The following is a 20,688-nucleotide window of genomic DNA, read 5'->3' as shown; positions in this document are numbered from 1 at the left end:
CAATACGGATCAACGAGAAGCATCCACGTAGGGGAAATCCCGAACGTGGGGGAAGTTTACCTCACGCGAATTCTGCGCACGTGGTGCCGCACAACGCGGCGCCTATGTGATGCGTTTATACGCCTCGGATTCGAATTCTCGGTCAATGTGTTCGCTCACAAACGTCGACGCGGATGGGGCGTTGAGCAGTGCCTCAACCACCGAGGCCGGAACCGCCCGATACCGATAGATGCGATGGCCGAGGTACTTCACGAACAGATCGGCCGTGCTGCTGTTGTATCCCACCGATATGATGTTTGGCGCCTTGACGAAGATCTCGAGCACGGTGGGATCGGGAAAGCCGTCGCGTGCGGCGTGCGATCCAGGCCTCGGCGCCACCGTTTGCGCGCGTTCGCGTTCCCGTTCGCGTTCCCGTTCGAGTGCCGCGAGAAGGAACGCATACGCCTCGTTGATCGCCGCGGCGCGGGCGGCGGCCATCGCGTAGCTGGCCCGCCCATAATGGCGATCGGGATGCCACTGCGCGATCAGTGGACGGTACACGCCATCGAGCTCCTCGACCGTGCGAACCGTACGTAGGCCGAGGACGGCGCAATACGCAGAGAAGTCGGTAGACCGCGGCATGCTCAACGCTGCCGATTCGTCGTCTTATGGTCAGTTCTTCTCATGAACGACATGAATATGGCGATGCGGACGACGTTGTCGACGTATCGTGAGAAGATTGACCGGCATATGACGATGTGCGCACCTCCAACGTCGCCGTCCATAAATCGGCTATCGCGGGGAGTGCGCCAAGCCTCCGTCGTTCTACCAATCAGATGCGTGGAGGATCGCTGTCGCGCTCGAAGTGTCGATGCTGGGCGAGCGCGGCGACGAACTGCTCGCTGTCGCTGCCGACGGACGTGGCGCTGGCAAAGATCAGCCCAGGATCTGGGCGTCCAGTGGGCAGCGACTCCGGAACGCCGCAGGCGTCCAGCACCGCGTGACCCGCGCCGATGGCCATGATCGACTTGCAGTGTCGGTACTGCTCCTTCACAAAATCCAGCGTTCTGGCATCGGCCAGTAGTGCGGCCACGGCCTCTTCCCCGTCCGGAATCACCATCCCGTCGAAGAGCACCGACGGCGACGTTTCCATCGATCCATCGGCGTCCATCTTTGCGTCGTCACTGGTCGTCACGGCACCGAGGGTCAGCCCGATCACGCGGAGCTGCGCACCGGCTTGGGTGAGCGCAGTGCGCAGCGCCGTGATCGAGGCGCCGTGCACGCCATCGGCCGCCAGTAGGGCCACTCGGCGCGTACGAACAACCACCTGCCCTGGCCGAGCCGTCAGCGAGAGCGCGGGTGAGTTGGTGACCTCCGGCGCGACCGCGCTCTCCGTGGCGCGCGGTAGCGCGGCCGGCACCGGCATGCGGAGGCCATCGGCGACGGCACGCGCCAGGATGTCGGAGACATTCACGAGCGATGCAACCATTCGCTCGCGAATGGCGGGCACCGTTACCTTCGACAGCTCGAACCGAAAGCCGGCAATGATGTGGCGCTGCTCGACTTCGGTCTGACTGTCAAAGAACAATCGCGCCTGCGCATAGTGCTCGGCGAACTTCTCGGGCTTGCCGCGCAGCGTGTCGTCTGCGACCGGCTGCGGGAACGACACAAACCCTTGCGCACCGGCCTGATACGGACAGCCGCCGCCCAGCGAGTTCGGCTCGTACGACACGCGCCCACGATGGATCGCCTGCCGGTGCATGCCGTCGCGCTGGTTGTTGTGGACCGGCGCGAGAGGCGCATTAATGGGGATCTCGTGAAAGTTCGGACCACCCAGTCGCGAGATTTGCGTGTCGACGTACGAGTGAATGCGTCCGGCAAGCAGTGGGTCATTGCTGAAGTCGATACCGGGCACGACGTGCGCGGTACAGAAGGCCACCTGCTCCGTCTCGGCGAAAAAGTTGTCGGGGTTCCTGTTCAGCGTCAGCCGTCCGATCGGCCGCACCGGCACCAGTTCTTCGGGAATCAACTTCGTGGCATCAAGAACGTCGAAACTGAATTGCTCCGCCTCGGCCTCCGTGAACAGTTGCACCCCGAGCTCCCATTGTGGGTACTCGCCCGACTCGATGGCATCCCACAGATCGCGGCGATGAAAATCGGCGTCGGCGCCGGCAAGCTTGACGGCTTCGTCCCACACCAGTGAGTGTGTACCGAGCATCGGTGACCAATGAAACTTTACGAACTGCGAGTCGCCAGCGGCGTTTACGAAGCGATAGCTGTGCACGCCGAAGCCCTGCATCATCCGGTAGCTGCGCGGAATACCGCGATCGGACATTACCCACATGAGCATGTGGGTCGATTCCGGCATCAGCGACACGAAGTCCCAGAAGGTGTCGTGGGCCGATGCGGCCTGTGGCATCCCGTGATGCGGCTCCGGCTTCACTGAATGCACCAGGTCGGGAAACTTCATGGCGTCCTGAATGAAGAAGACGGGAATGTTATTCCCTACCAGATCCCAGTTTCCTTCGTCCGTATAGAATTTCACGGCGAAGCCGCGCGCGTCACGTGCCGTATCCACCGATCCGCGCTCACCGGCTACGGTCGAGAAGCGGACGAAGACGGGGGTCTGCTTGCCCGCCGCTGCGAACGGCGCGGCTCGTGTGATCTCCGCGAGCGATTCATACGCTTCGAAAACGCCGTGGGCGGCGGATCCCCGCGCATGCACGATGCGCTCGGGAATGCGCTCATGATCGAAGTGCGTGATCTTCTCACGCAGAATGAAGTCCTGCAGCAGCGCCGGACCGCGCAATCCCGCCTTCAACGAATGTTGATTGTCGGAAACCGGCACGCCCTGATTGGTCGTGAGGCGCTGGCCATCGGCAACGGCCCGGGCGAGCGCCAAGGCGTCACCGGACTTCGCCGTCGTGTTGGCTTCCGACAGCGTACTGGCGGTTGTGGTCAGCGAGGGCGGCGCATGATGCGGACCAGCAGACGGAGCCATGGCGTGATCGCGGCCGTACTCGCGTGCGGTATTCGGGTTGTTCGGCATGGCGGCGGCGAGCTGCTGCACCTCCTGCGCGTGCGCCGATTGCGCGTCCTGCGAATGCGAGCTGTTCCGTGAGGGCGACTTCGATCCTGAGACGGATTTCTTGGGCATGTGCGGACTGAGCGGAAAGGCGAACGGGATATGGCGCGCTGTCGCGCGCGCGCGTGAGGAATGCCATCCATGCGCAAGTCCCGTGCTCGTGTCGCACAACGGGTACATCGCGGTGCATGTGTGTTACGCGCGGCCGCGCCGTGCGACTGCGCCGCGCGCGGAACAGGTGGAAGGGCGGTAGCTTCCGGCTGTGTCGTCGTGTGAAATCGTCCCTCCCACCCTTGAGACCACAATGCTCCCTGCCTTGTCCGCTCGCGTGGTTGCCGCACTCGTTGCCGTCGGCGGTGCCGTCCTCGCGTCCCCGCTTGACCGCTCGCTCGCCGCGCAGGCCACTCCCGTCATCGAAACGCTGGTTCCCCTCGATAGCGCGCGACGAATCACGATCGTCACGCCCACGCTCGTCACCCGACTGGGACTCGCCGCACCGGCGTGGCCGGTCGTCGGCCCATTCCGCGAGGCGCGACTGTACCGCGTAGATGGCAGCGCGCACGTGCTCGTGGTGCAGCGGGTCGATAGTACCGTCGCCCGCTTCGCGCTCGACGTCGACGCCGTATCCACGCTGCAGCGGGCGATTGGCGCGGGCCTGTTGGCGCAAGGTCGCGGCGGCGATCGACTGGTAGGTGCGGGCTCCGGCGTGGTGGTGTCGCAGCCGGCCGGTAACACGTTCGTGCGCAACCAAACCTTCCTCGGCTTGGTGGCGTACGGACCCGCCACGGCGGCGATCTTGAGCAAGAGCAGCGGCGCCGCGGCTGCGGGGGGCTACTTTCTGGCCGCCGGCACATCGTTCTTCGTGGCGGCCAACACGGTGAAGGGACGCGTGGTCACGCGCGCGCAGGCGGCACGGGCGGCCCATGGCGGCACGCGTGGCGCGCTGACCGGCCTCGGCATCGCAGCCATTGCCAACGCCGACGGTGGACCCGGATGGGGCGCGCCCATTCTCGCCGGCGCGATCGGCGGCACGATCGTCGGCTTCAACCAGGCCCGCGGGCTGAGCGACGGTGAAGCAGCCAGCGCCGGGTTCTTTGCCGACCTCGGCGCGCTCACGGCGCTCGGCATCGGCGGATCGAGCGGCGTGTTCGAAGGCAAGAAAACGGTGGTCCAGTTCGACGCGGCCAATCCTCAGTACGGCGGCTACACGAGAACGGACAACAGCCTGCGTGGGCCGGGCAAGGCCATCGTCGGCGCCGCCATCGGGGCGCAGGTCATCGGCTACGCGCTCGGCCCACGCTACGCGCGTCGGGCGGCCTACAACGTGACGGCCGGCGATGTGAGCGTGGCGTTCGCCGGCGCTCTACTGGGCGGCACGTCCGCCTCGTCGCTGATCCCCGAGCGTGGCGACAACACCGCCCGATTCGGTGTCGCAGCGGCGGGCCTAGTGGCGGGCGCCTTCCTCGCCGATCGCGGCCTGGTGCGTAAAGCCGATCGCACGAGTGCCGACGGCACGCTGGTGCAGCTCGGCGCGCTGGCGGGTGCGCTGATGGGCGGCGGCATCGCGGCGATCACCAAGACGGAGTCGCAAGGTACGCTTGCCTTCGCGAGTGCCGGCGGTATTCTCGGCCTGTTGGCGGCCGACGGCATCATCAAGCCGGCGCGCGATGCGGGACCGCTGCGTGGCATCATGCAGAGCTCGGCCCGCGCGCTCGATGGACGGGTGTTCCTCTCGCTCGGACCCGTGACGTCGGTGCGCGTGACGTTCTGAGTGGCGTTGGCGGCCCCCAGCGGCGACGACGCGGTGTCACGCACGCGATTGTCCGAGCGGTCGGCATCCGGGCCTCGATGATCAGGCACGACCTTAATCGCGCCACACACCGGCGATTGTGCCATCGTGTGCAGCGAACCCCAGCGCCCGGTCACCTCGGTCGGTCGTGCGCAGCGTGCGCACTTCCGCCGCCAGAATGCGCGTGGACAGCCGTCCCAGCGGAAGGCGGTCCCAGCGGGGCGGCGTCACTCGCGAGGCGCCCCGACTCCGAGGCGCGCGCGACCGACTAGCACCGGGGATGGCTGATATCGTAACGCCAACCGACTAAAAGCGCGCGTGTAAAGCACCCCATGCGCTTCGACTCCCATCGTCGCCGCCACCAGCCACCGCGAATGGACACGCTGGCGAAACTGGATGTCGGCCTCGCGTACCACCAGCGCTTGCGGCGCGTCGGCCCCGACAAACTCCACCTCCTGACCCGTGGTGGCGGCGAGCGAGAGCTGACTCCCGCTGGCGGACACTGCCGACGCGACCATGCGATGCACGCCCCGGCGTGAGCGGCCGTCGAGTGTCGACACGCCATACGTGTAGGCGACGCGGTACGGGCCCACGTATCGATCGACCTCGAGGGCATAGCGATGCACGCGGGTCGTCGTGTAGGCGCGCATCAGCGCGGTGGCCTGTATACCCCACGCGTCACGAAGGCGCCGATGTACCCACCCCTCGACGGACAGTCGGGGAAGCACCAAGCCAGTGGTACTCGTCGCGCCCTCACTCCCAACCGTCCATCGCGACGAGATCGGCAACGAACCTCCCATCGCCAATCGGACATCGTGAAGATCGAATCGCGACAGCGACGCCAAGCTCAGGAGTAGGCGCGTGCGTACAGAGCGGGACAGGGTCGCCTCAACCGCGTGCTCTTGCCACGGCGCGCGACCGTTCGTGAGACGATCTCGCGAAACCGATGCCTCCATACTTAGTCGCAGGGGTGCGGCCGCCTGTGCGTGTGCGACGGTGGCGTGGCTGCCAGCCGCAACCGCGGCCAGCACGAAGAGCAAGCCCGTGATCGCGAGCGGCGTGACGGACGCGACTTCGCGCCGGACCATCGTGCCCCAGCCACGATCGCCACGCATCCATTGCCACAATCCCTGCAGGCGCCAGAGCACCGTGAGTTGCCGATAGCCCAAGGGCTCGACGACGGCCCAGAGGAGCAAACGTGCCCGGTCCGACCAATGGGCATGCCGGCCAGCGGCTGATTCCTCCAGAAGAATCGCACCCACACTCACGATGACGCCGATCCCGTAAGCAAACACGAAGATCAGCGCGGCGATGCGAAAGTCGATGAGCCTCATTGCCGTGGAGACGATCACGGCAACCGCGCCGATCATTTCAACGACGGGCCCGAGAAGCTCCGCAACCACGTAGAAAGGCGCGGCGAGCATCCCTGCCAATCCGTAGCGCGGTCGCCCGATGATCGCGGCGTGCGTCCAGAGTGTCTCCGCGAGTCCCCGGTGCCACCGTCGTCGTTGGCTCGCAACTGACGGTAGATGCTCCGGAACTTCGGTCCACGCCACCGCATCGGGAACGAACTGCACGCGCACAGGCAAGCGCTGTTCAGCGCCGCGACGACGAAGACGGACCACCAGCTCCATATCCTCGCCGTCTGCACCCACGGCGTAGCCACCGGCCGCGCGCACTGCAGCGACTCGAAACAGTCCGAATGCCCCGGAGACGATCAGATCGCCGCCCAGGCGATTCCACCCCATGCGCGCAAGGAAGAATGCGCGGAGATACTCCACTGTCTGGACGCCGACTAGCCACCGAGGCGACACATGGACGTCGCGGATTGACGTGCCGCGCACGTGCGCAGCGTTCAGCACGCGCAGCATCCCTCCGACCGCGACGACGCTTGGATCGTCGACCAGCGGACGCACCAGTCGCGTCAGCGCGCCGGCTTCGACGAGGGTGTCGGAATCGATTGCGCAGAAGAGTGCGCCGGCCGCCAAGTCGATGCCGACGTTCATGGCGTCGCTCTTGCCGCCTTGGACCTTGTCCACCACGAGCAGGTGTGGATGCGAGAGCGAGTGATAAACGCCGTGCACCACGCTGGACGAGAGTCGACGCTCGATGAGCGGATGGACGGGCACAAGAGTGAACGCGGTGCAAAGCACCTCGATCGTGTGATCGGTGGAGCCGTCGTTGACGACAATCAGCTCGAGATTTGGATAGTCCAGCGACATCAGTGCGCGTACCGAGGCCTCGATGGTTGTCGCCTCGTTGAACGCCGGGGCGATTACACTGATGCGCGGTGCAAACGGTGATGACATCCACGAAGCGCGGTCCTCATCTCTCGTGCGTCGCCGATGATCCAGCGACTCGCAGGCAGCGAGCAGACCCAGCACCACGTAGCCGAGCGACACCAGCGCCCAGTATATGAAAATTGCCCACTCGCCATAGCGTACGCCTGCCTGCGCGAAAGATGCCGGCTCAGTCACCGCGCCTCACGAAGTGACGGGTGGTACGTGTTTGCGTGGTGCGTTCGGCACTGGTGCACGTCGAGGACATGGCGGGCAGCATCACGCGCCTGTTCCGACGAATGCGCGAGCGCACGACGCAACATGAGACAACCGGGAGCACCGAATCGGGCGAGCGCCTGTGCCGCCTCACGTCGCACGCCGAAGTCGGCATCGTCGAGAAGCGCGTACACGGTCGGCGCCGCAGGCCAATGCTCGAGCGCGGCCAGCACGCGGATCGCACACGATCGCACGTCGCTGTGCGGGTGCGTCAGCTCGCGGGTGGCGACTTCGACGTCAGCACGATGTATCGTGGCGTGCCCGGTGACTGTGGGCCCGTGATCCTCCGGCGCGTACACCGACCCGCGCGCGGCAGCGCTCCAGTCGACGGCGGCCTCGCGAACGGCCGCGTGGGCATCCTGCTGTGCGGCGCGACAAAGCGCCTCCTCGAACCCTGGCACCGCCAATGCGCCGAGCACGCGGACTCCCCGCAGGCGGAGCATCCACCATCGGCTCCCAACGTCGGTGGCGGCTCGTGACAAGAGTCCCAAGCGCAGCGCCAGTCCCTGCACGTCGCGACGTGCCGCGCCGCGCACAGTTCGTACGAACTCACGGCAGAGCGCGAGCTGAATCCGCGGCGACTGTCTGATCAGCCAAATCTGCGTCGTAACTATGTCTCCGCGTTGCAACGCACGTGCCAGTCGCACGCGACCTTCAGCAAGCTGTCGTACGTCGTGACTCGCACGGTGACGACGGAAGGTCACGGCGGCGATCAGCAGGAGCACCAGGACGGAGACGATCAGTGCCTCCGCGCGGAGAGCCAGCTGAAGGAGGTGTACGTGTGAGGCCGTCATGCGGCCAGCGCGCGGCGAACGCGCTGCATCAGGACAGGGACGCTGAGTGGCTTCGCGACAAAGTCGAATGCCCCCGCCGCGAACGCTTGCAGCATCTCGTCCTCACTGGCTCGGACACTCATGACAATGACGCGCGATGTCCGGAGTACGCCCGATGCGCCGAGTCGCCGCAGCAGCGTCAGTCCATCGATGGTTGGCAGGTTGATGTCCAACAGAATCACGCGGGCAGCGACGGCGGGCGTCGGGCCGCACAAGGCGGCGGCCACGTCGGCGCCGTCCGTCCAGCGGCGAACGCAATGACCCGCCACGCCGAGTGTCAGTTCCAGTAGCTCGGCCAGTGCGGGGTCATCCTCGATCAGCGCGACATCGATGGGACGCGTGGCTACGATGCCGGCCGCCTCGTCGTCACCCACCCACCGCGTGTTCTCGAGATCGACAGTCGGACGCCACAGTGCCCTTTCGGTGTCGCGCAGCAGCTCCCGCGCATCAGCATGCACCGCCGTGCGCTCCACGCATCCGACCGACACGGTATGCGGCGAAGGTGATGACCGGATCAGCCGGGTCAGGCGCGCGTCGGCTTCGACCTTCGTCACGCCCCGCCAAGTCAACAGCACCGTATCCAGCGAAACGCGGGATGCTGTTTCCCCGTCGCGACGCGCCCGAGACAGTTGCTGCGACAGCCACGGAGCGGTTGCCGGCGACTCGGCTTCCGCACCCGACGCAGCGGCCGCGTGCGGCTCCGACTCGGATTGCAGAAGTACGCAGCAGAGTGACATCCCACTCCGCGTTGCGCGTTGCATCTCGTGCCCCACGACATCGAGCGTCTGCGATCGGGTGTCAATGCGATGGAGCATCGTGCTCGACACACCTCGCGCGGTGGCAACTGCCCGCGCCAGCTGACGACGCACGCGTCGCCGGAGCTGCGCCGAGGTCGCAGTATCGGCCACGACATCGTCAGCGCCAATCTCACGACACTGGGCGGCACGTGCGGTCGTGGCATCGCCCGTCAGCACAACAATCGGCAGCCGGTGCCAACGGACATCCTCCCGTATCAAACGCAGGAGCAGCAACGCATCGACGCCCTGCGTGTCCAAGCTGAGAATCAACAGATCGGGCCGAAGGCGCGGCAGCAGCTCCCAAAGCCGGAGCGCATCGTCGCAAGCGACGACTTCAGCACCGAGGGGCTCCAACGCCGCTGCGACTGGGCGCAGGATGCTGGCGTCATCGCTCACCAAGAGCACAAGCGTCCCTCCGACGGTTGCCGTCGTGGCCGTGACGTCGGTCCACACGCGTTGCCCACGATCCTGCCATCGCTGCTGCACGAAGGCCAGTAGGTCATCCGCGTTGACGCACCGAGGCACCGGACCGAAGGCATCCGCAGCGACGATCGCGAGGCGCGTCGCTACCTCACAGAGTCCGCGCGACTCGAGCTCGCGCGATTCGAGAACGACCGTAAGGACCTGAGGATACTGCGAGCGCCACGCGGCAGCATGAGCGACGGTCGCCGCATAGCCGTCTCCGACATCCGCCGCGGCATCCTCGCTCGATGGGGTCAGAAAGAGGAGATCGGGAACGTCGACACCATCATCGGACGCGAGTCTCGCCGCGCTTTGTCGGATGACCGTAGCGCCGCTCGCGACCGCGGCGACCGCGATCGCGCCAAGACGTTCCTCGTCTGCACCGACCATCCAGGCCACCAGACCACGGTGTCGCGACAGACGCTCGCGTTCCGATGACAAGGCGGCATCCTCGTGGCCCGCGCCCGTTCGCGCCACGTGCGCATCCAACGCCGCACGGAGGGCGAGCGACTGCTCGGCGATGCGCAGCACGGTCACGGAATCGCCGGGGGTGCACGCTTCGAAGGCGACCTCAAGTTCTCGTGCAATCGCAGACGCTGCATGGAAGCCGAACGTACCGACCGTTCCCGCCAACCGATGCGCCGCGCGCTGCGCCTCTGCCCGCTCTGGCATCGAGAGTACCGCAGTCAGCAGACTGGCAGCCGCTGCTTCGATGCAGTCGACGTGTGCCAGCATGACACTGCGGGAGCGCGCCCAAATGGCGTCGACGGCACGTACCAAGGCCGCGTCGTCACGTTGAGACGGCGTTACCATGGCTCGTCCCAGCCAAAGGCCTCCGCAACCCGAAGGTGGAATGTGAGTGGATCGAATGGTTTGGCAATCGTCGCGGTGACGCCGGGCATCGCTGCCACGACAGCGTCGTCCATGTGCTTCGCCGTAAAAAGAAGAACCGGTACGTGAGATTGCGCCGCGAGTAGCGCGCGCGCCGTCGCTGCACCGTCCATCTCCGGCATCATCAGATCCAGCAGAATGCCGTCCGGCTCGAGCTCTTGAGCCAGACGGATGCCGTCCATCCCACTGGCGGCTTGCGACACGCGCCAGTTTGCCGTGAGCTCGAGGCTGACCTGTACCAAGTCGCGGATGTCGACGTCATCATCGATGATCAGGACGTGTCGTGTCATGCGGATGCTCCCGCCATCGACGGCGACGGATGCGCGGTCTCAGCGTGCAGGGAGTCGCACGGTAGGGTGACCGTGAATACGCTGCCGTGTTGAAGCTCGCTCGTAGCGGTAATGTGTCCGGCATGCTGTGCCACGATTTGACGACAGATCGATAGCCCCAGTCCGCTGCCGGCGTGTGCCCGCGCGTCCGATGCGTCGACTTGATGGAAGCGCTCGAAGATGCGTTCCAGTTCGCCAACGGGAATACCGCAACCGTGATCGCGGACGTCGATATGCCAGTGTCCGTGTTCGCGCACCGCCGAAAGTGTGACGATACCGCCTGGGTGTGAGAACTTGATCGCATTGCCGAGTAAATTCACGAGTACCTGCACCATGCGATCTCGATCGATCCACGCGTCGCCGGTACAGTCGTCTACATGTACGGTTACGAGTTCGGCGTCGGCGATGCCACGTACGGCGTTGGCGGCCTCGTGCAGCACCGGCGCAAGTGCTTCGCGACAAATGGTGGCGCTGGCGGGCTGTGAATCAAGGCGCTGTAGATCGAGAATGCCGTTCACCATGCGCACAAGTCGATCGGCGTTCTGACTGGCCATCGCGAGCAGCCGCTGTGCCGTCGGGGACAACGTCTCTATCCGCCCGCTCGCCAAGAGCGCGAGCGAGCCTTTGATCGACGTGAGCGGGGTGCGCAGTTCATGGCTCACCAGTGACACGAAGTCGTCCTTCGCGCGCTCAATCGCGTGCTGCGCGGTAATGTCGCGCGCCACAGCGTGCATGCCCACGACGCGCTCCCGCTCCACCATCAATCGCACATGCTGGCCGACCCACACCTCGCGCCCGTCGCGCGAGATGCAGGGCACCTCGCGATAGGTCACTTCGACTCGCTCGCGAATCTGGTCCTGATAGAACGCGGTGAGCACCTGCACCGCGTCGGGCTGCACCAACGCGCTGAAGTGCGCACCAAGAATATCAGCGTTGGGAAGTCCGAGGATAGCCGATGCGGCGGCGTTCACGAAGACAATGCGGCCGTCAGTATCTGTGCGGTAGATGATATCCGGAGCGGTTTCGATCAGCATCCGGTGTTGGCGCTCGCTCTCTTCCAGCGCGGTGCGCGCTACCGCCACGGCCGTCGTGTCGCGCGCGACCCACAGCACAGTCCCGTCGGCCAGTGGCGACGCGGTGCTCTCAAACCACGTAAGGCCGTGCGCGAGTTCAAGCGTGTAGTCGAGCGACTGTGCCTGTTGCGTTTCGATTACGCGCTGCACCGTCGCGAGGAAGCGATCGGCCTGCTCCACCGGAAAGATCTCGTGCAGGCGCTTGCCGATGACCTCGTCGCGTGGCCGATAGAGCAGATCGGGCGCCGTGGGGATGACGCGCAGGAATGTGCCCTGCGCGTCGAGGACCAAAACCACATCGTTCATGGCGGCGAAGAGCGCGCGTAACTCGCGTTCGCTGTCGGCGAGGGACCGATTGGTATCTGAGAGCTCCTGCGTGCGCTGGGCAATGACGTGCTCACGACGCGTGAGTTCGTGTTGCATCTCGCGCTCGGCGCGTTCCGCACGCGCCAACCGCTCGTCCAAGTGCTCCGCCAAGGCCACAATCTCCCACGCTGCATCGGGATGCGTGGTACCGAGCACGGTACGCGCGCTTGTTCGCCGAGTAGACGGCGGGTAACCAACGTGGTTCGGGTCACCCGCGACGCGGGCCCCGATGCCGACGGCGGTCGTCACCGCCGTGAGCGGCTTTGCGATACGGCTGGCCGTCCAACCGGCAATCAGCATTGAGGCCATGCACGCGACGAGCGCCACGACTCCACCGAGCGCCAACAGTTCGCGTTGATCGCGTTGGAGGGCTGACGGTTCGAGACGTGCTATCACGCGCCAGCCGTAGCGCGTAATACATGCGGCGCCCCACGTGACGTGTCCGTTGATCGGCAGCTCTACCACCATCGAGGGGGATGGCTGCTGAACAGGTGGCATGGCCACGCCGCCAACGGCGCCGAGGGCCACGAAGAGCGGATCACCCAGCGGTCGCGTCAGTAACGGAAAGCGTGCGCCCTCAGTGGCGTGTACGACGCGCGCGGCGCGGTCGACAATAAGGAACGCAAGGTTCCGGTTGCTCGTGAAGGGACCGGCTTCCGCGCCGAACGCACGCAGGTCGAGTGACCCTTCAACAATGCCGGTAGCGACTCCTGCCGAGTCTCGGATCGGCGCCGAGATGGCGACAATCGCGTCGGCGCCAAAGCCACGCCCGCGAAACGCGTCGGATATAAAGGGCGTCCCCGTTCGTATCGCCGTACGAAAGTAGTCGCGATCGGACACGTTGCTCGATGCGCCCGATACCGCTATGTCGGGTCGGATACCGTGTCCGTGCGCGGCCACGATCACACCATCCCCACGCGCGGCGAGGACGGTCAGGAATCCCGCGCGCGCGCTGTGGAACCGCGCGAGACTCGCGCCGATGACCGGACGAGACGACCGCGTGGCGCCCGCGCCGAGCAAGGCTGAGGGGGGAGTCGCGTCAGCGAGAGTGCGGATGCTGGCCACGTATTTGTCCAGATACGCATCGGTCGCTCGGCATACCGCGTCGGCGCTCTCCGCTAGATAGAGGCGACGCGCGTCGCGGCGGTGGGCCGTCGCGCGCGCGGTCAGCATGCCGGCGGCGAGCAACACTGATACGACACTCACCAGCGCGATCGTGATCGCGAACTGTTGTCGCAGCGATCGCGATCGAAAGACGGCCGGTGTGCGCATACGGGAGGGACGACCCGTTTGTCCCATCGTCACCGAGCGCGCGGTTCCCCACGCACCAGGGCGCGGCGGAGCATCCACCTCGCACGTGCTGAAGCCGGCCGATGCCGCAGCTTCGCCCGCCATCACCTGTCGAATGTGGAACAGCCGCCTCGACAGTACCGGCCCTCGTCAGCCCTGCCGACTCACCATCTTGCGGTTCCAGCTCGGCGCAAACGGCGGTTTGGTCATTGTCCGACCGGAGGCTGCCACAGCTCGATCTTGTTGCCCTCCGGATCGATCACCCAGGCAAACTTTCCATACTCGGATTCGTCGATCTTCTCGAGCACGTTGCAGCCCTCTTCGCGGAGAACGTCGACCAGGGCATAGAGATCGTCCACCCGGTAGTTGATCATGAACGTGGACGCGCTGGGTGCGAACTGCTCGACGTGCGTCGAGCCTATCGACCAGATGGTCGTGCCGGACACGGGCCTTCCGTCATCGCCGGTCCAGGTAAACGCGGCACCGCCCCACGACTGCACATCAATGCCGAGATGTTGCTTGTACCAGGCTTGCAGGGCCGGTGCATCCTTCGCGTTGAAGAAGATGCCGCCAATGCCAGTGACTCGCTTCACCGCTGCTCCGTGAATAGGGGCGATTCGTCGAACGCTTCGTGAGCGCAGTATTCAACGCGTCATGACTGCCGCGCGATACCCCCCGCGGCGCGTAAGCCATGCGGCCAAGCGATCACCGGCGAGCGAGTAGCGTGCATTCGTCGAGTCGATCCAGGCGCGATACTGTCAGCCGCCCTTTCCGCCGCGGTCATGTTGGTCATCGCGCCTCCCCAGCCGCCGAGTACCGGCCGGAGGCCCCACAGATTGCCCACCGTGCCGCCATAGGTGTCATGAAAGAAATCCCCGGCGCCATCGAGCGCTCCGATGTGGAGCCGCGAGCCGTGCACATACACGACCAGCACCCAGCGAAAACCCTGCTCCTCGAGCATGCCGCCCTGCAGCACGACGATCGTTTTCGTTCGATCGAGATCGAGAATCTTACGCGCGGTCAGATCAACTACCTGGCGGACCTGCGCCGACAGTAGGCGCGGGCCGCTGGACGCAGTGAGCATGGCGCCCGCAAGCGGCGTAGCGACACGACAACGCATGTGACCGTCCGACTATGGAGATCGCTGGAACCGCACGGCGAGCGTCACGGAGCACAGCCGACACACGCGGCGCGCGTTCAGGCCACGCGCGGCAGCAAGAGCGTGAGCGTGCCGCCGCGTCCCAGCTGACTCGCAGCCTGAACACCACCATGGGACTGCACCGTCACCTCGTAGAGCATGGCGAGTCCGAGGACCGTACCCTGACCTTCGTCCTTTGTGGTGAAGACAAGCTTCACGATATGTGTCCATGCCCCCGCTGCAGCCAGCACTCGACGTCGCATCGCGCGCATTGACGCAGAAAACGTCGCTCGCTCGCCAGCAACACGTCGACTGGCGTGCGCTCGGTCCGGTGTGGTGCTTTTTGGCTGAACGAGAGGAGGTAGCGCGTCACTTCGGTGGCGTTCTTTGTGGCGTGGTCGATCTCATCGACGTACACGGCGGCTGGAACAGGGCTGGTAGCCTTCCAGTCTCTGCCCCGCCCGCACATTCTCGGCGAGCTGAGCGTTCGCATCGGTCAGGGCCGCCGCTTGCGCCACCAGTAGATCATTGGATTCGGCCAGCGCGTCGGCGCGCGCCTTGTCACGCTCGCGTTCCCGCGCCAGCAACGCATCGCGAACGTGCACTTCGATACGTGGAATGCATCGGGGAAACAGGACGTCCATCAAAGGGGAGGCGGCCCCCGTTGCCACCATGGTCGGGGATTCGATCACGCCGCGCTGCGCGCTGAGTGGCAGTGTACTCATGACGTGGGTAGCCCCACACGGCTTAATGAAGGCGCCGATCAGCACGAACAGGACCCGAAGCGGCAAGTCCGCGCCAAGGCGGGTCGCCGCCGCTACGCGCGTTCCACGTGCACCGCCGTGCCGTAGCAGAGTACTTCCGTCACGCCTTGCATCAACTCATTGGCGTCATAGCGCACGCCGATCACGGCGTTGGCGCCCGCCAGATGCGCCTGATGCAACATCGTGTCGAACGCCTGCGCGCGCGTGCGCTCGGCGAGCTCGGTGAACAACGAGATGTTGCCTCCCAGCACCGTTTGCAACGTCGCGCCGATCGTGCCAAACACCGAGCGAGAGCGCACAACGACGCCGCGCACCACGCCAAACGACGCGGCGATACGATAACCGGGCAGATCGAACGCCGTGGTCGTCATGGCGTGCGGGACTTCAACGGCCTGCGCGGGAAGACTAGTGGACATGGTGTGGATGCTCGGTAGAGGTGTGGCCGGCTGAACCCGACTCCCAATCGCAACGCAACACGGCGTATTGCATGACGTCTTCGAAGCGCCCGTCTTTCAGATATTGCTCGCGATGCAATCCTTCGCGTTGCATACCCGCCTTTTGCATGACGCGGCCCGACGCCGGATTGCGCGGCAGATGCGACGCCTGGACGCGATTCAGGCCGAGCGGACCGAATGCGAACTGTAGTAGGCCGTGTACCGCTTCGGTGGCGACGCCCTGCCCCCAGTACGGCCGCCCGATCCAATACCCCATTTCGCCACGACGATGCGGCGTCGTGAGTTGCAGGCTGATCGTACCGCGGAGTTCGTTGTCCAGCGTCGCGATGGCGAAGGTGACCGCGGCTCCGGCATCCCACGCTCCACGATGCGACGCAATCCACGTCTCCGCCATGCCGTCGCCGTACGGGTGCGGCACATTCAGCGTCATTTCGGCCACCGCTGCGTCGCCGGCGAGGCGCTGCACGGCGGGCGCGTCGGACAGCTGGAACGGGCGGAGAAGGAGCCGAGCGGTGTAGAGCATGGGTTGGTGCATGGTTGGGACGTCGGAGACGAGGAGTGGGAGCGCTTAGAGTTTCATGAAGCTGGCGAATGCCGCCAGCTCTTCGTCGAGCGCATCCCGAAACACCGTATCGTTGGGTGCTCGTCCCGCGACAAAGCCGAGGTCCGGTACCAGGCGCCCGTCGCGCACGCTCAGGTTCGCCCAGCCGATTACGCGATCGCGCCACGCCAGCGGCAGGGCGTAGTAGCCGCGGATGCGTTTCGGCGCGGGCGTGTAGGCCTCGAATCGATAGGCCCATCCGTTGAACTGTTCAAAGCGCGTACGGTCCCACACGAAGGGATCGAACGGGGCAAGCAACCGAACAGTATCGCGCGGAACCACGCGTCGCAGCGGCAGCGCTTCGCCATCGGGCCAGAACCAGGTCTGTCCGTCGACGGTCGCGTGCGGCAGTCGCCGCTTCGCACGCGCCACCGCCGCCGCGCGCGCGCTCGTCCACTGCGGCGCGCCGTAGCGCAATCGCTGCACGAGTACGCTCAGCATACGGCCGGTGAGCGGCGCATACTTGGCCACGATCACATCGACCAGCGCGTCCATCGCTACGAGGCTGTTCGCTGGCACCGGCGTCTGCTCCCGCACGGCGTACAGTCGTGTGCCGCCTTCGCGTCGGGCCACCCGGACGAGTCCACGATAGTGCATCGCATCGAGCAGCTGCGTGGAGACATTCGACTGGCCGCCGAACCAGTTGAGCGCCTTGCCGTGGGAGAATTGCGCATCGACATCGCGCGGATGCACCACGCCACGCTCCCGCACGAACGCGAGGATCGACTCGGCGCGGCGGCGTTCCGCCGCAGACCAAGCGGTGCGCGGCGTTCGCGGATGCAACAGCGCATGCAGGTCGGGCGTGACGAAGCCGTAGTTCACGAAGAAGTCCTCTTCGACGCCGAGGGTGCTGTATCGCTGCTCGAGGTCACCGGCGCGATATCGCGTCGCCCGATGGCGCAGCGTCAGGTCCTGCGCGCGGGCGGGCGCCCGGATCGGGTCGGCCTGTACGAAACCCAGTCGGGCGATGGCTCGGCCCAGCGTCGTGGGCTGCGGAAACTGTCGGCGGAGCGCGAACTGGCGCAGCCGATCGATATCGGGTGGCATGGTAGGAGGAAGCTCTGGAGCGTGAAGCGCGGCGGCAAGCGGTACACGTCAAGCCGAGAGGCGGTCTTGCGCTCCGAATCCGCCTGCCCTAACATACAACCATATGGTTGCACGTCCACTTTCCGACCCTGAGCTCGATCAGCTCTTCCGAGCCCTCGCCGACACGACCCGACGCGACATCGTGGCGCGTCTGCTCGCGGGCGAGCCGGCCTCCGTGACCGCCTTGGCGCGGCGGTACGACATGTCCTTCGCGGCCGTGCAGAAGCACGTGGCCGTTCTTGAGGAGGCTGGGCTGGTGAGCAAGGAATCGCGGGGCCGGGAACGGATCGTCCGCAGTAACCCCGAGCGCATCGCGCAGGCTCGCGCGCTGCTGCTTCAGCTCGAACAGCTCTGGATCTCGCGTTTCAGCCAGCTCGACGACGTCCTCTCCACTCCTCACCGTACCCGGGAATAGCAATGCCCATCACCGACGTGATCTCCAACGCGCAGGACCTGACGCTCACCATCGTGGCGGACTATCCCGTGTCGCTCACGCGGCTATGGGATGCCTACGCCGACCCGCGCCAGCTCGAGCGCTTCTGGGGGCCGGTGGAGTGGCCAGCGACTTTCACGCGTCACGACATGGCCGTCGGCGGCTACTCGCACTACTACATGACCGGCCCCGATGGTACGCGCTCCAACGGCTGGTTCCGCTTCCTGTCGGTCGAGCCGTACCGGGCGTTCGAAGTGGAAGACGGTTTCGCCGACGAGCACGGCGTCCGCAATGACGCGATGCCGACCATGCGCATGGTGTTCACGTTTGAGTCCGCCGGATCCGGTTCACGGTTTCGGAGCACGACGTTCTTCAACTCCGTCGAGTCGATGGAGCAGCTCGTGCAGATGGGCATGATGGAAGGCATGAAGTCGGCCATGAGCCAGATCGACACGGTGCTGGCCGATCTCGCGTCGTTCGCGATCGGCCGCGCGACCGATTCACAACTCCTCAACGACCTCCAAGCGCGTGTGAGCCGCGTGATTAGCGGCAGCGTGGACCAGGTGTGGCGCGCGCATCACGAGCCGGCACTCATGCAGCGCTGGTTGCTCGGCCCCGACGGCTGGACGATGCCCGTGTGCGAAGTGGCGCAGCAGGTCGGCGACAGCTATCGCTACGAGTGGGCCTCGGCCGACGGCACGGAGCGTTTCGGATTTGAAGGCGAGCTGCTGGAAAGCGCCGCGCCGCACCGGGCCGTGACCACGGAGCGCATGATCGGCACGCCGGGGCCGTCCACGCGCAACGAACTCACGCTGACGGCCGTTGATGGCGGCACGCTGCTCAGCCTCGTGATCACGTACCCGCGCAAGGAGCTGCGCGACATGATCCTGGCGACGGGCATGACGACCGGCATGGAAGCGAGCTATGTGCGGCTGGAGCGCGAGGTGCTGACGAGCTAGCGCTAGCATAGCGCCTGCCGTTAGGCGCCAGCGTGGCCTGCGATGATAACGTTCTTGGCCAGCGTCTTGAAGCGTGAGCCGTTGGCTTGAACGACAGTAATCGTCACGTGTCCGGTCTTACTCGTGTTGATGTCGCGGACGATACCGGACTTCCCCGCGTGCGTCCCACCCACGACCGCACAGGGTGCGCCGTCCTTCAGGTCGCCAACCGACTTCACGTGCAATGGTATCGCTCGCTTGGTCATGTCGGGGAGTCACTGCGGTGGTTACGGAACGCGGTGCGACGGTTGCTTCGACCAACTCGTCAAGAGGTGGCAGCATACGCGACTCCCGTCAGTGGGTGTCACGGGCTCGTTCTAGTAGAACAGGAATGCGCGAGGAGTGTAAGTGTGCGACCGCGCGTCAGCGCTTCGCCCGCATCGACTTCGGCGCGACGTCGCGCCACGCCTCTTCGAGCAGCGGTTCCATACGATCAGCCGTGATCTAAGGGAGTCGTACGAGAACGTAGGGATACCCGCGGTAGTGATCGGTCACGAAGAAGGTGACGGGATCGGTCTGCAGCAGGTGATCACGCACGAGGTCGGGCGCCCGCAAGACCAGCGTGGTGCCGTCTTCCCAGAGTCGCGCGAACAGCTTGCCACGCACCTTGAGTGCCGGCGTGCCGTAGCTCGTGGAAACTTCGGCGCTGGGCAAGGCGCCGGCGAGGTGAGTGACGTCGTCGAAGGTCAGGAGCGCACTCCTCACGTCACGCGGTTCGTATACTCGCGATAGTTGTCCATGATGGACTGCCAACCCACGCGTTGTTGCTCGGCCGGAACGTCGGTGTCCGGCGTGAACGTCTGGCTCACGATCGTGCCGTGATCCGTTGGCGCGAACTCGATACGCACCTCGCGATCGGGACCGAGCGCGAGGCGCAGCGTACGGTGCGGCGCGACTCCGAGAAACGTGCCTTCATAGTCGAAGCCCATCGACCCGTCTCGTGCTTCCATCCGGTACGAGAAGGTGCCACCGGCGCGGAGATCGTTGCGAGCGGCCGGACAGTGCCAGTCGGGCGACGCGAAGTTCCACCCCATGATGGCGGCGGGATCGGTGAACGCGTGCCATGCCTGCTCGGGCGAGCAGGCCACAGTGACGGACACAGTGATGGGCGCCAACGTACTCATGACCGCTGCCGTGTGCAGGTGGGACACAGGGAGAACAGTCGAAACTACGTCAGGAGGCTGAGCCGGAGAAGAGGGCGCTACGACCGGCAGGGGCAAGATCAGCTCAACTCGGCAATGGCGAGGGTGCCGTACTTGCGCATGACGGATGGCCGAGCGTTGCGGAGGATTGCCGCAGCCGTCGTGGTCTGGTCGTCCTCCGGCGCGTAGACCAGTACGAACGCCGCGCCTTGTGCCGCGAGACGCAGCAGGGTCTTGGCATCTGCGGACTCATCAGTGTACAGCTTGGAGAGTTGTTCGCCGATCTTCGCGAAGAGGCCCTTCTCGGCCTCGACGTCCCGCTCATGCGCCAGCACGTCCGCTCCGGAAGCGACGATCACCTCGTCCGCGGAGAAGCCCTCGCCAAGTACATGATCGGCCGCCGTTCTGGCCGTCGGCACGTCCGCGAACACGGCGAGCAGATAGTTCTTGGGATAGAAGGCACCGAACGAGACCGCGCCGTCCTTGAATGCTGGTTCGCCGGGAATGGCCGGCGTGTCGGGAGTGTCTGACATGTGCTGGGGACGATGATGACGGGTCGTGGTCGAGGCGACAAACGGCGATATCATGCACGGCGCGTGCCAGTCCACCTCAGGTCGGCACG

General features: G+C 65.5%; 22 protein-coding genes. 3 read left to right on the top strand and 19 right to left on the bottom strand.

Going from position 1 to position 20,688, the window contains the following annotated elements:
* Positions 1-102: 102 nt before the first annotated feature.
* Both RMP10_RS15415 and RMP10_RS15410 read right to left on the bottom strand, forming a co-directional pair.
* On the bottom strand, positions 103-621 hold the full coding sequence (locus RMP10_RS15415; protein ID WP_310571084.1) for a KTSC domain-containing protein: 519 nt from the start codon (positions 619-621) through the stop codon (positions 103-105).
* 190 nt (positions 622-811) lie between these two features.
* Positions 812-3,136 (bottom strand): catalase, encoded by a 2,325-nt coding sequence (locus RMP10_RS15410; RefSeq protein WP_310571083.1) that lies wholly within the window; start codon positions 3,134-3,136, stop codon positions 812-814.
* Positions 3,137-3,368: 232 nt separating this feature from the next.
* On the opposite strand from RMP10_RS15410, the gene RMP10_RS15405 reads away from it, so the two are divergent.
* Complete coding sequence (locus tag RMP10_RS15405) at positions 3,369-4,835, top strand: hypothetical protein (protein WP_310571082.1); 1,467 nt, start codon at positions 3,369-3,371, stop codon at positions 4,833-4,835.
* 93 nt (positions 4,836-4,928) lie between these two features.
* On the opposite strand, the gene RMP10_RS15400 is transcribed toward RMP10_RS15405, so the two are convergent.
* The 13 genes from RMP10_RS15400 to RMP10_RS15340 all read right to left on the bottom strand — a co-directional run bounded on the left by RMP10_RS15400 (position 4,929) and on the right by RMP10_RS15340 (position 17,454).
* Positions 4,929-5,084, bottom strand: coding sequence for a hypothetical protein (locus RMP10_RS15400; protein WP_310571081.1), 156 nt, complete (start codon positions 5,082-5,084; stop codon positions 4,929-4,931).
* Entirely contained in the window at positions 5,081-7,162 is a 2,082-nt protein-coding gene (locus RMP10_RS15395) for a glycosyltransferase (RefSeq protein WP_310571080.1), read from the bottom strand. The genes RMP10_RS15400 and RMP10_RS15395 overlap by 4 nt, the downstream gene beginning before the upstream one ends.
* A gap of 164 nt (positions 7,163-7,326) precedes the next feature.
* Complete coding sequence (locus RMP10_RS15390; RefSeq protein WP_310571079.1) at positions 7,327-8,202, bottom strand: HEAT repeat domain-containing protein; 876 nt, start codon at positions 8,200-8,202, stop codon at positions 7,327-7,329.
* The gene (locus RMP10_RS15385) at positions 8,199-10,313 is read right to left on the bottom strand and encodes a response regulator (RefSeq protein WP_310571078.1); all 2,115 of its coding nucleotides are present in this window, start codon (positions 10,311-10,313) and stop codon (positions 8,199-8,201) included. The genes RMP10_RS15390 and RMP10_RS15385 overlap by 4 nt, the downstream gene beginning before the upstream one ends.
* A complete protein-coding gene (locus tag RMP10_RS15380; RefSeq protein ID WP_310571077.1) occupies positions 10,307-10,681 on the bottom strand; it encodes a response regulator in 375 nt (124 codons plus the stop codon). The genes RMP10_RS15385 and RMP10_RS15380 overlap by 7 nt, the downstream gene beginning before the upstream one ends.
* Entirely contained in the window at positions 10,678-13,554 is a 2,877-nt protein-coding gene (locus RMP10_RS15375; RefSeq protein WP_310571076.1) for an ATP-binding protein, read from the bottom strand. Before RMP10_RS15375 ends, RMP10_RS15380 begins: the two co-directional genes overlap by 4 nt.
* 101 nt (positions 13,555-13,655) lie before the next feature.
* Positions 13,656-14,042 (bottom strand): VOC family protein, encoded by a 387-nt coding sequence (locus RMP10_RS15370; protein WP_310571075.1) that lies wholly within the window; start codon positions 14,040-14,042, stop codon positions 13,656-13,658.
* 59 nt (positions 14,043-14,101) lie between these two features.
* Positions 14,102-14,533 carry a hypothetical protein gene (locus RMP10_RS15365; RefSeq protein WP_310571074.1) on the bottom strand — a complete coding sequence of 144 codons (432 nt, stop codon included), beginning with the start codon at positions 14,531-14,533 and terminating at the stop codon, positions 14,102-14,104.
* 113 nt (positions 14,534-14,646) lie between these two features.
* A complete protein-coding gene (locus RMP10_RS15360) occupies positions 14,647-14,805 on the bottom strand; it encodes a hypothetical protein (RefSeq protein ID WP_310571073.1) in 159 nt (52 codons plus the stop codon).
* 186 nt (positions 14,806-14,991) lie between these two features.
* Positions 14,992-15,312, bottom strand: coding sequence for a hypothetical protein (locus RMP10_RS15355; RefSeq protein WP_310571072.1), 321 nt, complete (start codon positions 15,310-15,312; stop codon positions 14,992-14,994).
* A 92-nt stretch (positions 15,313-15,404) separates the two neighbouring features.
* Positions 15,405-15,722, bottom strand: a complete 318-nt coding sequence (locus RMP10_RS15350; RefSeq protein WP_345785805.1) for a heavy metal-binding domain-containing protein — start codon at positions 15,720-15,722, stop codon at positions 15,405-15,407.
* A 34-nt stretch (positions 15,723-15,756) separates the two neighbouring features.
* Entirely contained in the window at positions 15,757-16,341 is a 585-nt protein-coding gene (locus RMP10_RS15345) for a GNAT family N-acetyltransferase (RefSeq protein ID WP_310571070.1), read from the bottom strand.
* A 33-nt stretch (positions 16,342-16,374) separates the two neighbouring features.
* Complete coding sequence (locus RMP10_RS15340; protein ID WP_310571069.1) at positions 16,375-17,454, bottom strand: crosslink repair DNA glycosylase YcaQ family protein; 1,080 nt, start codon at positions 17,452-17,454, stop codon at positions 16,375-16,377.
* A 103-nt stretch (positions 17,455-17,557) separates the two neighbouring features.
* Here RMP10_RS15340 and RMP10_RS15335 point away from each other — a divergent pair, with 103 nt between their 5' ends.
* Both RMP10_RS15335 and RMP10_RS15330 read left to right on the top strand, forming a co-directional pair.
* Positions 17,558-17,908, top strand: a complete 351-nt coding sequence (locus RMP10_RS15335; protein WP_310571068.1) for a metalloregulator ArsR/SmtB family transcription factor — start codon at positions 17,558-17,560, stop codon at positions 17,906-17,908.
* A gap of 2 nt (positions 17,909-17,910) precedes the next feature.
* A complete protein-coding gene (locus RMP10_RS15330) occupies positions 17,911-18,885 on the top strand; it encodes an SRPBCC family protein (RefSeq protein WP_310571067.1) in 975 nt (324 codons plus the stop codon).
* A gap of 20 nt (positions 18,886-18,905) precedes the next feature.
* On the opposite strand, the gene RMP10_RS15325 is transcribed toward RMP10_RS15330, so the two are convergent.
* The 4 genes from RMP10_RS15325 to RMP10_RS15310 form a co-directional block, all read right to left on the bottom strand.
* The gene (locus tag RMP10_RS15325; protein ID WP_310571066.1) at positions 18,906-19,130 is read right to left on the bottom strand and encodes a hypothetical protein; all 225 of its coding nucleotides are present in this window, start codon (positions 19,128-19,130) and stop codon (positions 18,906-18,908) included.
* A gap of 238 nt (positions 19,131-19,368) precedes the next feature.
* Positions 19,369-19,629 carry a hypothetical protein gene (locus RMP10_RS15320; RefSeq protein WP_310571065.1) on the bottom strand — a complete coding sequence of 87 codons (261 nt, stop codon included), beginning with the start codon at positions 19,627-19,629 and terminating at the stop codon, positions 19,369-19,371.
* The gene (locus tag RMP10_RS15315) at positions 19,626-20,075 is read right to left on the bottom strand and encodes an SRPBCC domain-containing protein (protein WP_310571064.1); all 450 of its coding nucleotides are present in this window, start codon (positions 20,073-20,075) and stop codon (positions 19,626-19,628) included. The genes RMP10_RS15320 and RMP10_RS15315 overlap by 4 nt, the downstream gene beginning before the upstream one ends.
* Before the next feature lie 71 nt (positions 20,076-20,146).
* Positions 20,147-20,599 carry a hypothetical protein gene (locus tag RMP10_RS15310; RefSeq protein ID WP_310571063.1) on the bottom strand — a complete coding sequence of 151 codons (453 nt, stop codon included), beginning with the start codon at positions 20,597-20,599 and terminating at the stop codon, positions 20,147-20,149.
* Positions 20,600-20,688 lie beyond the last annotated feature (89 nt).

Origin of the sequence: Gemmatimonas sp. (assembly GCF_031426495.1) — a bacterium.
In the GTDB taxonomy this organism is placed as follows: domain Bacteria; phylum Gemmatimonadota; class Gemmatimonadetes; order Gemmatimonadales; family Gemmatimonadaceae; genus Gemmatimonas.
The sequence above is the reverse complement of the archived record's forward strand: the minus strand, read 5'-3'. Positions and strand labels throughout refer to the sequence as shown.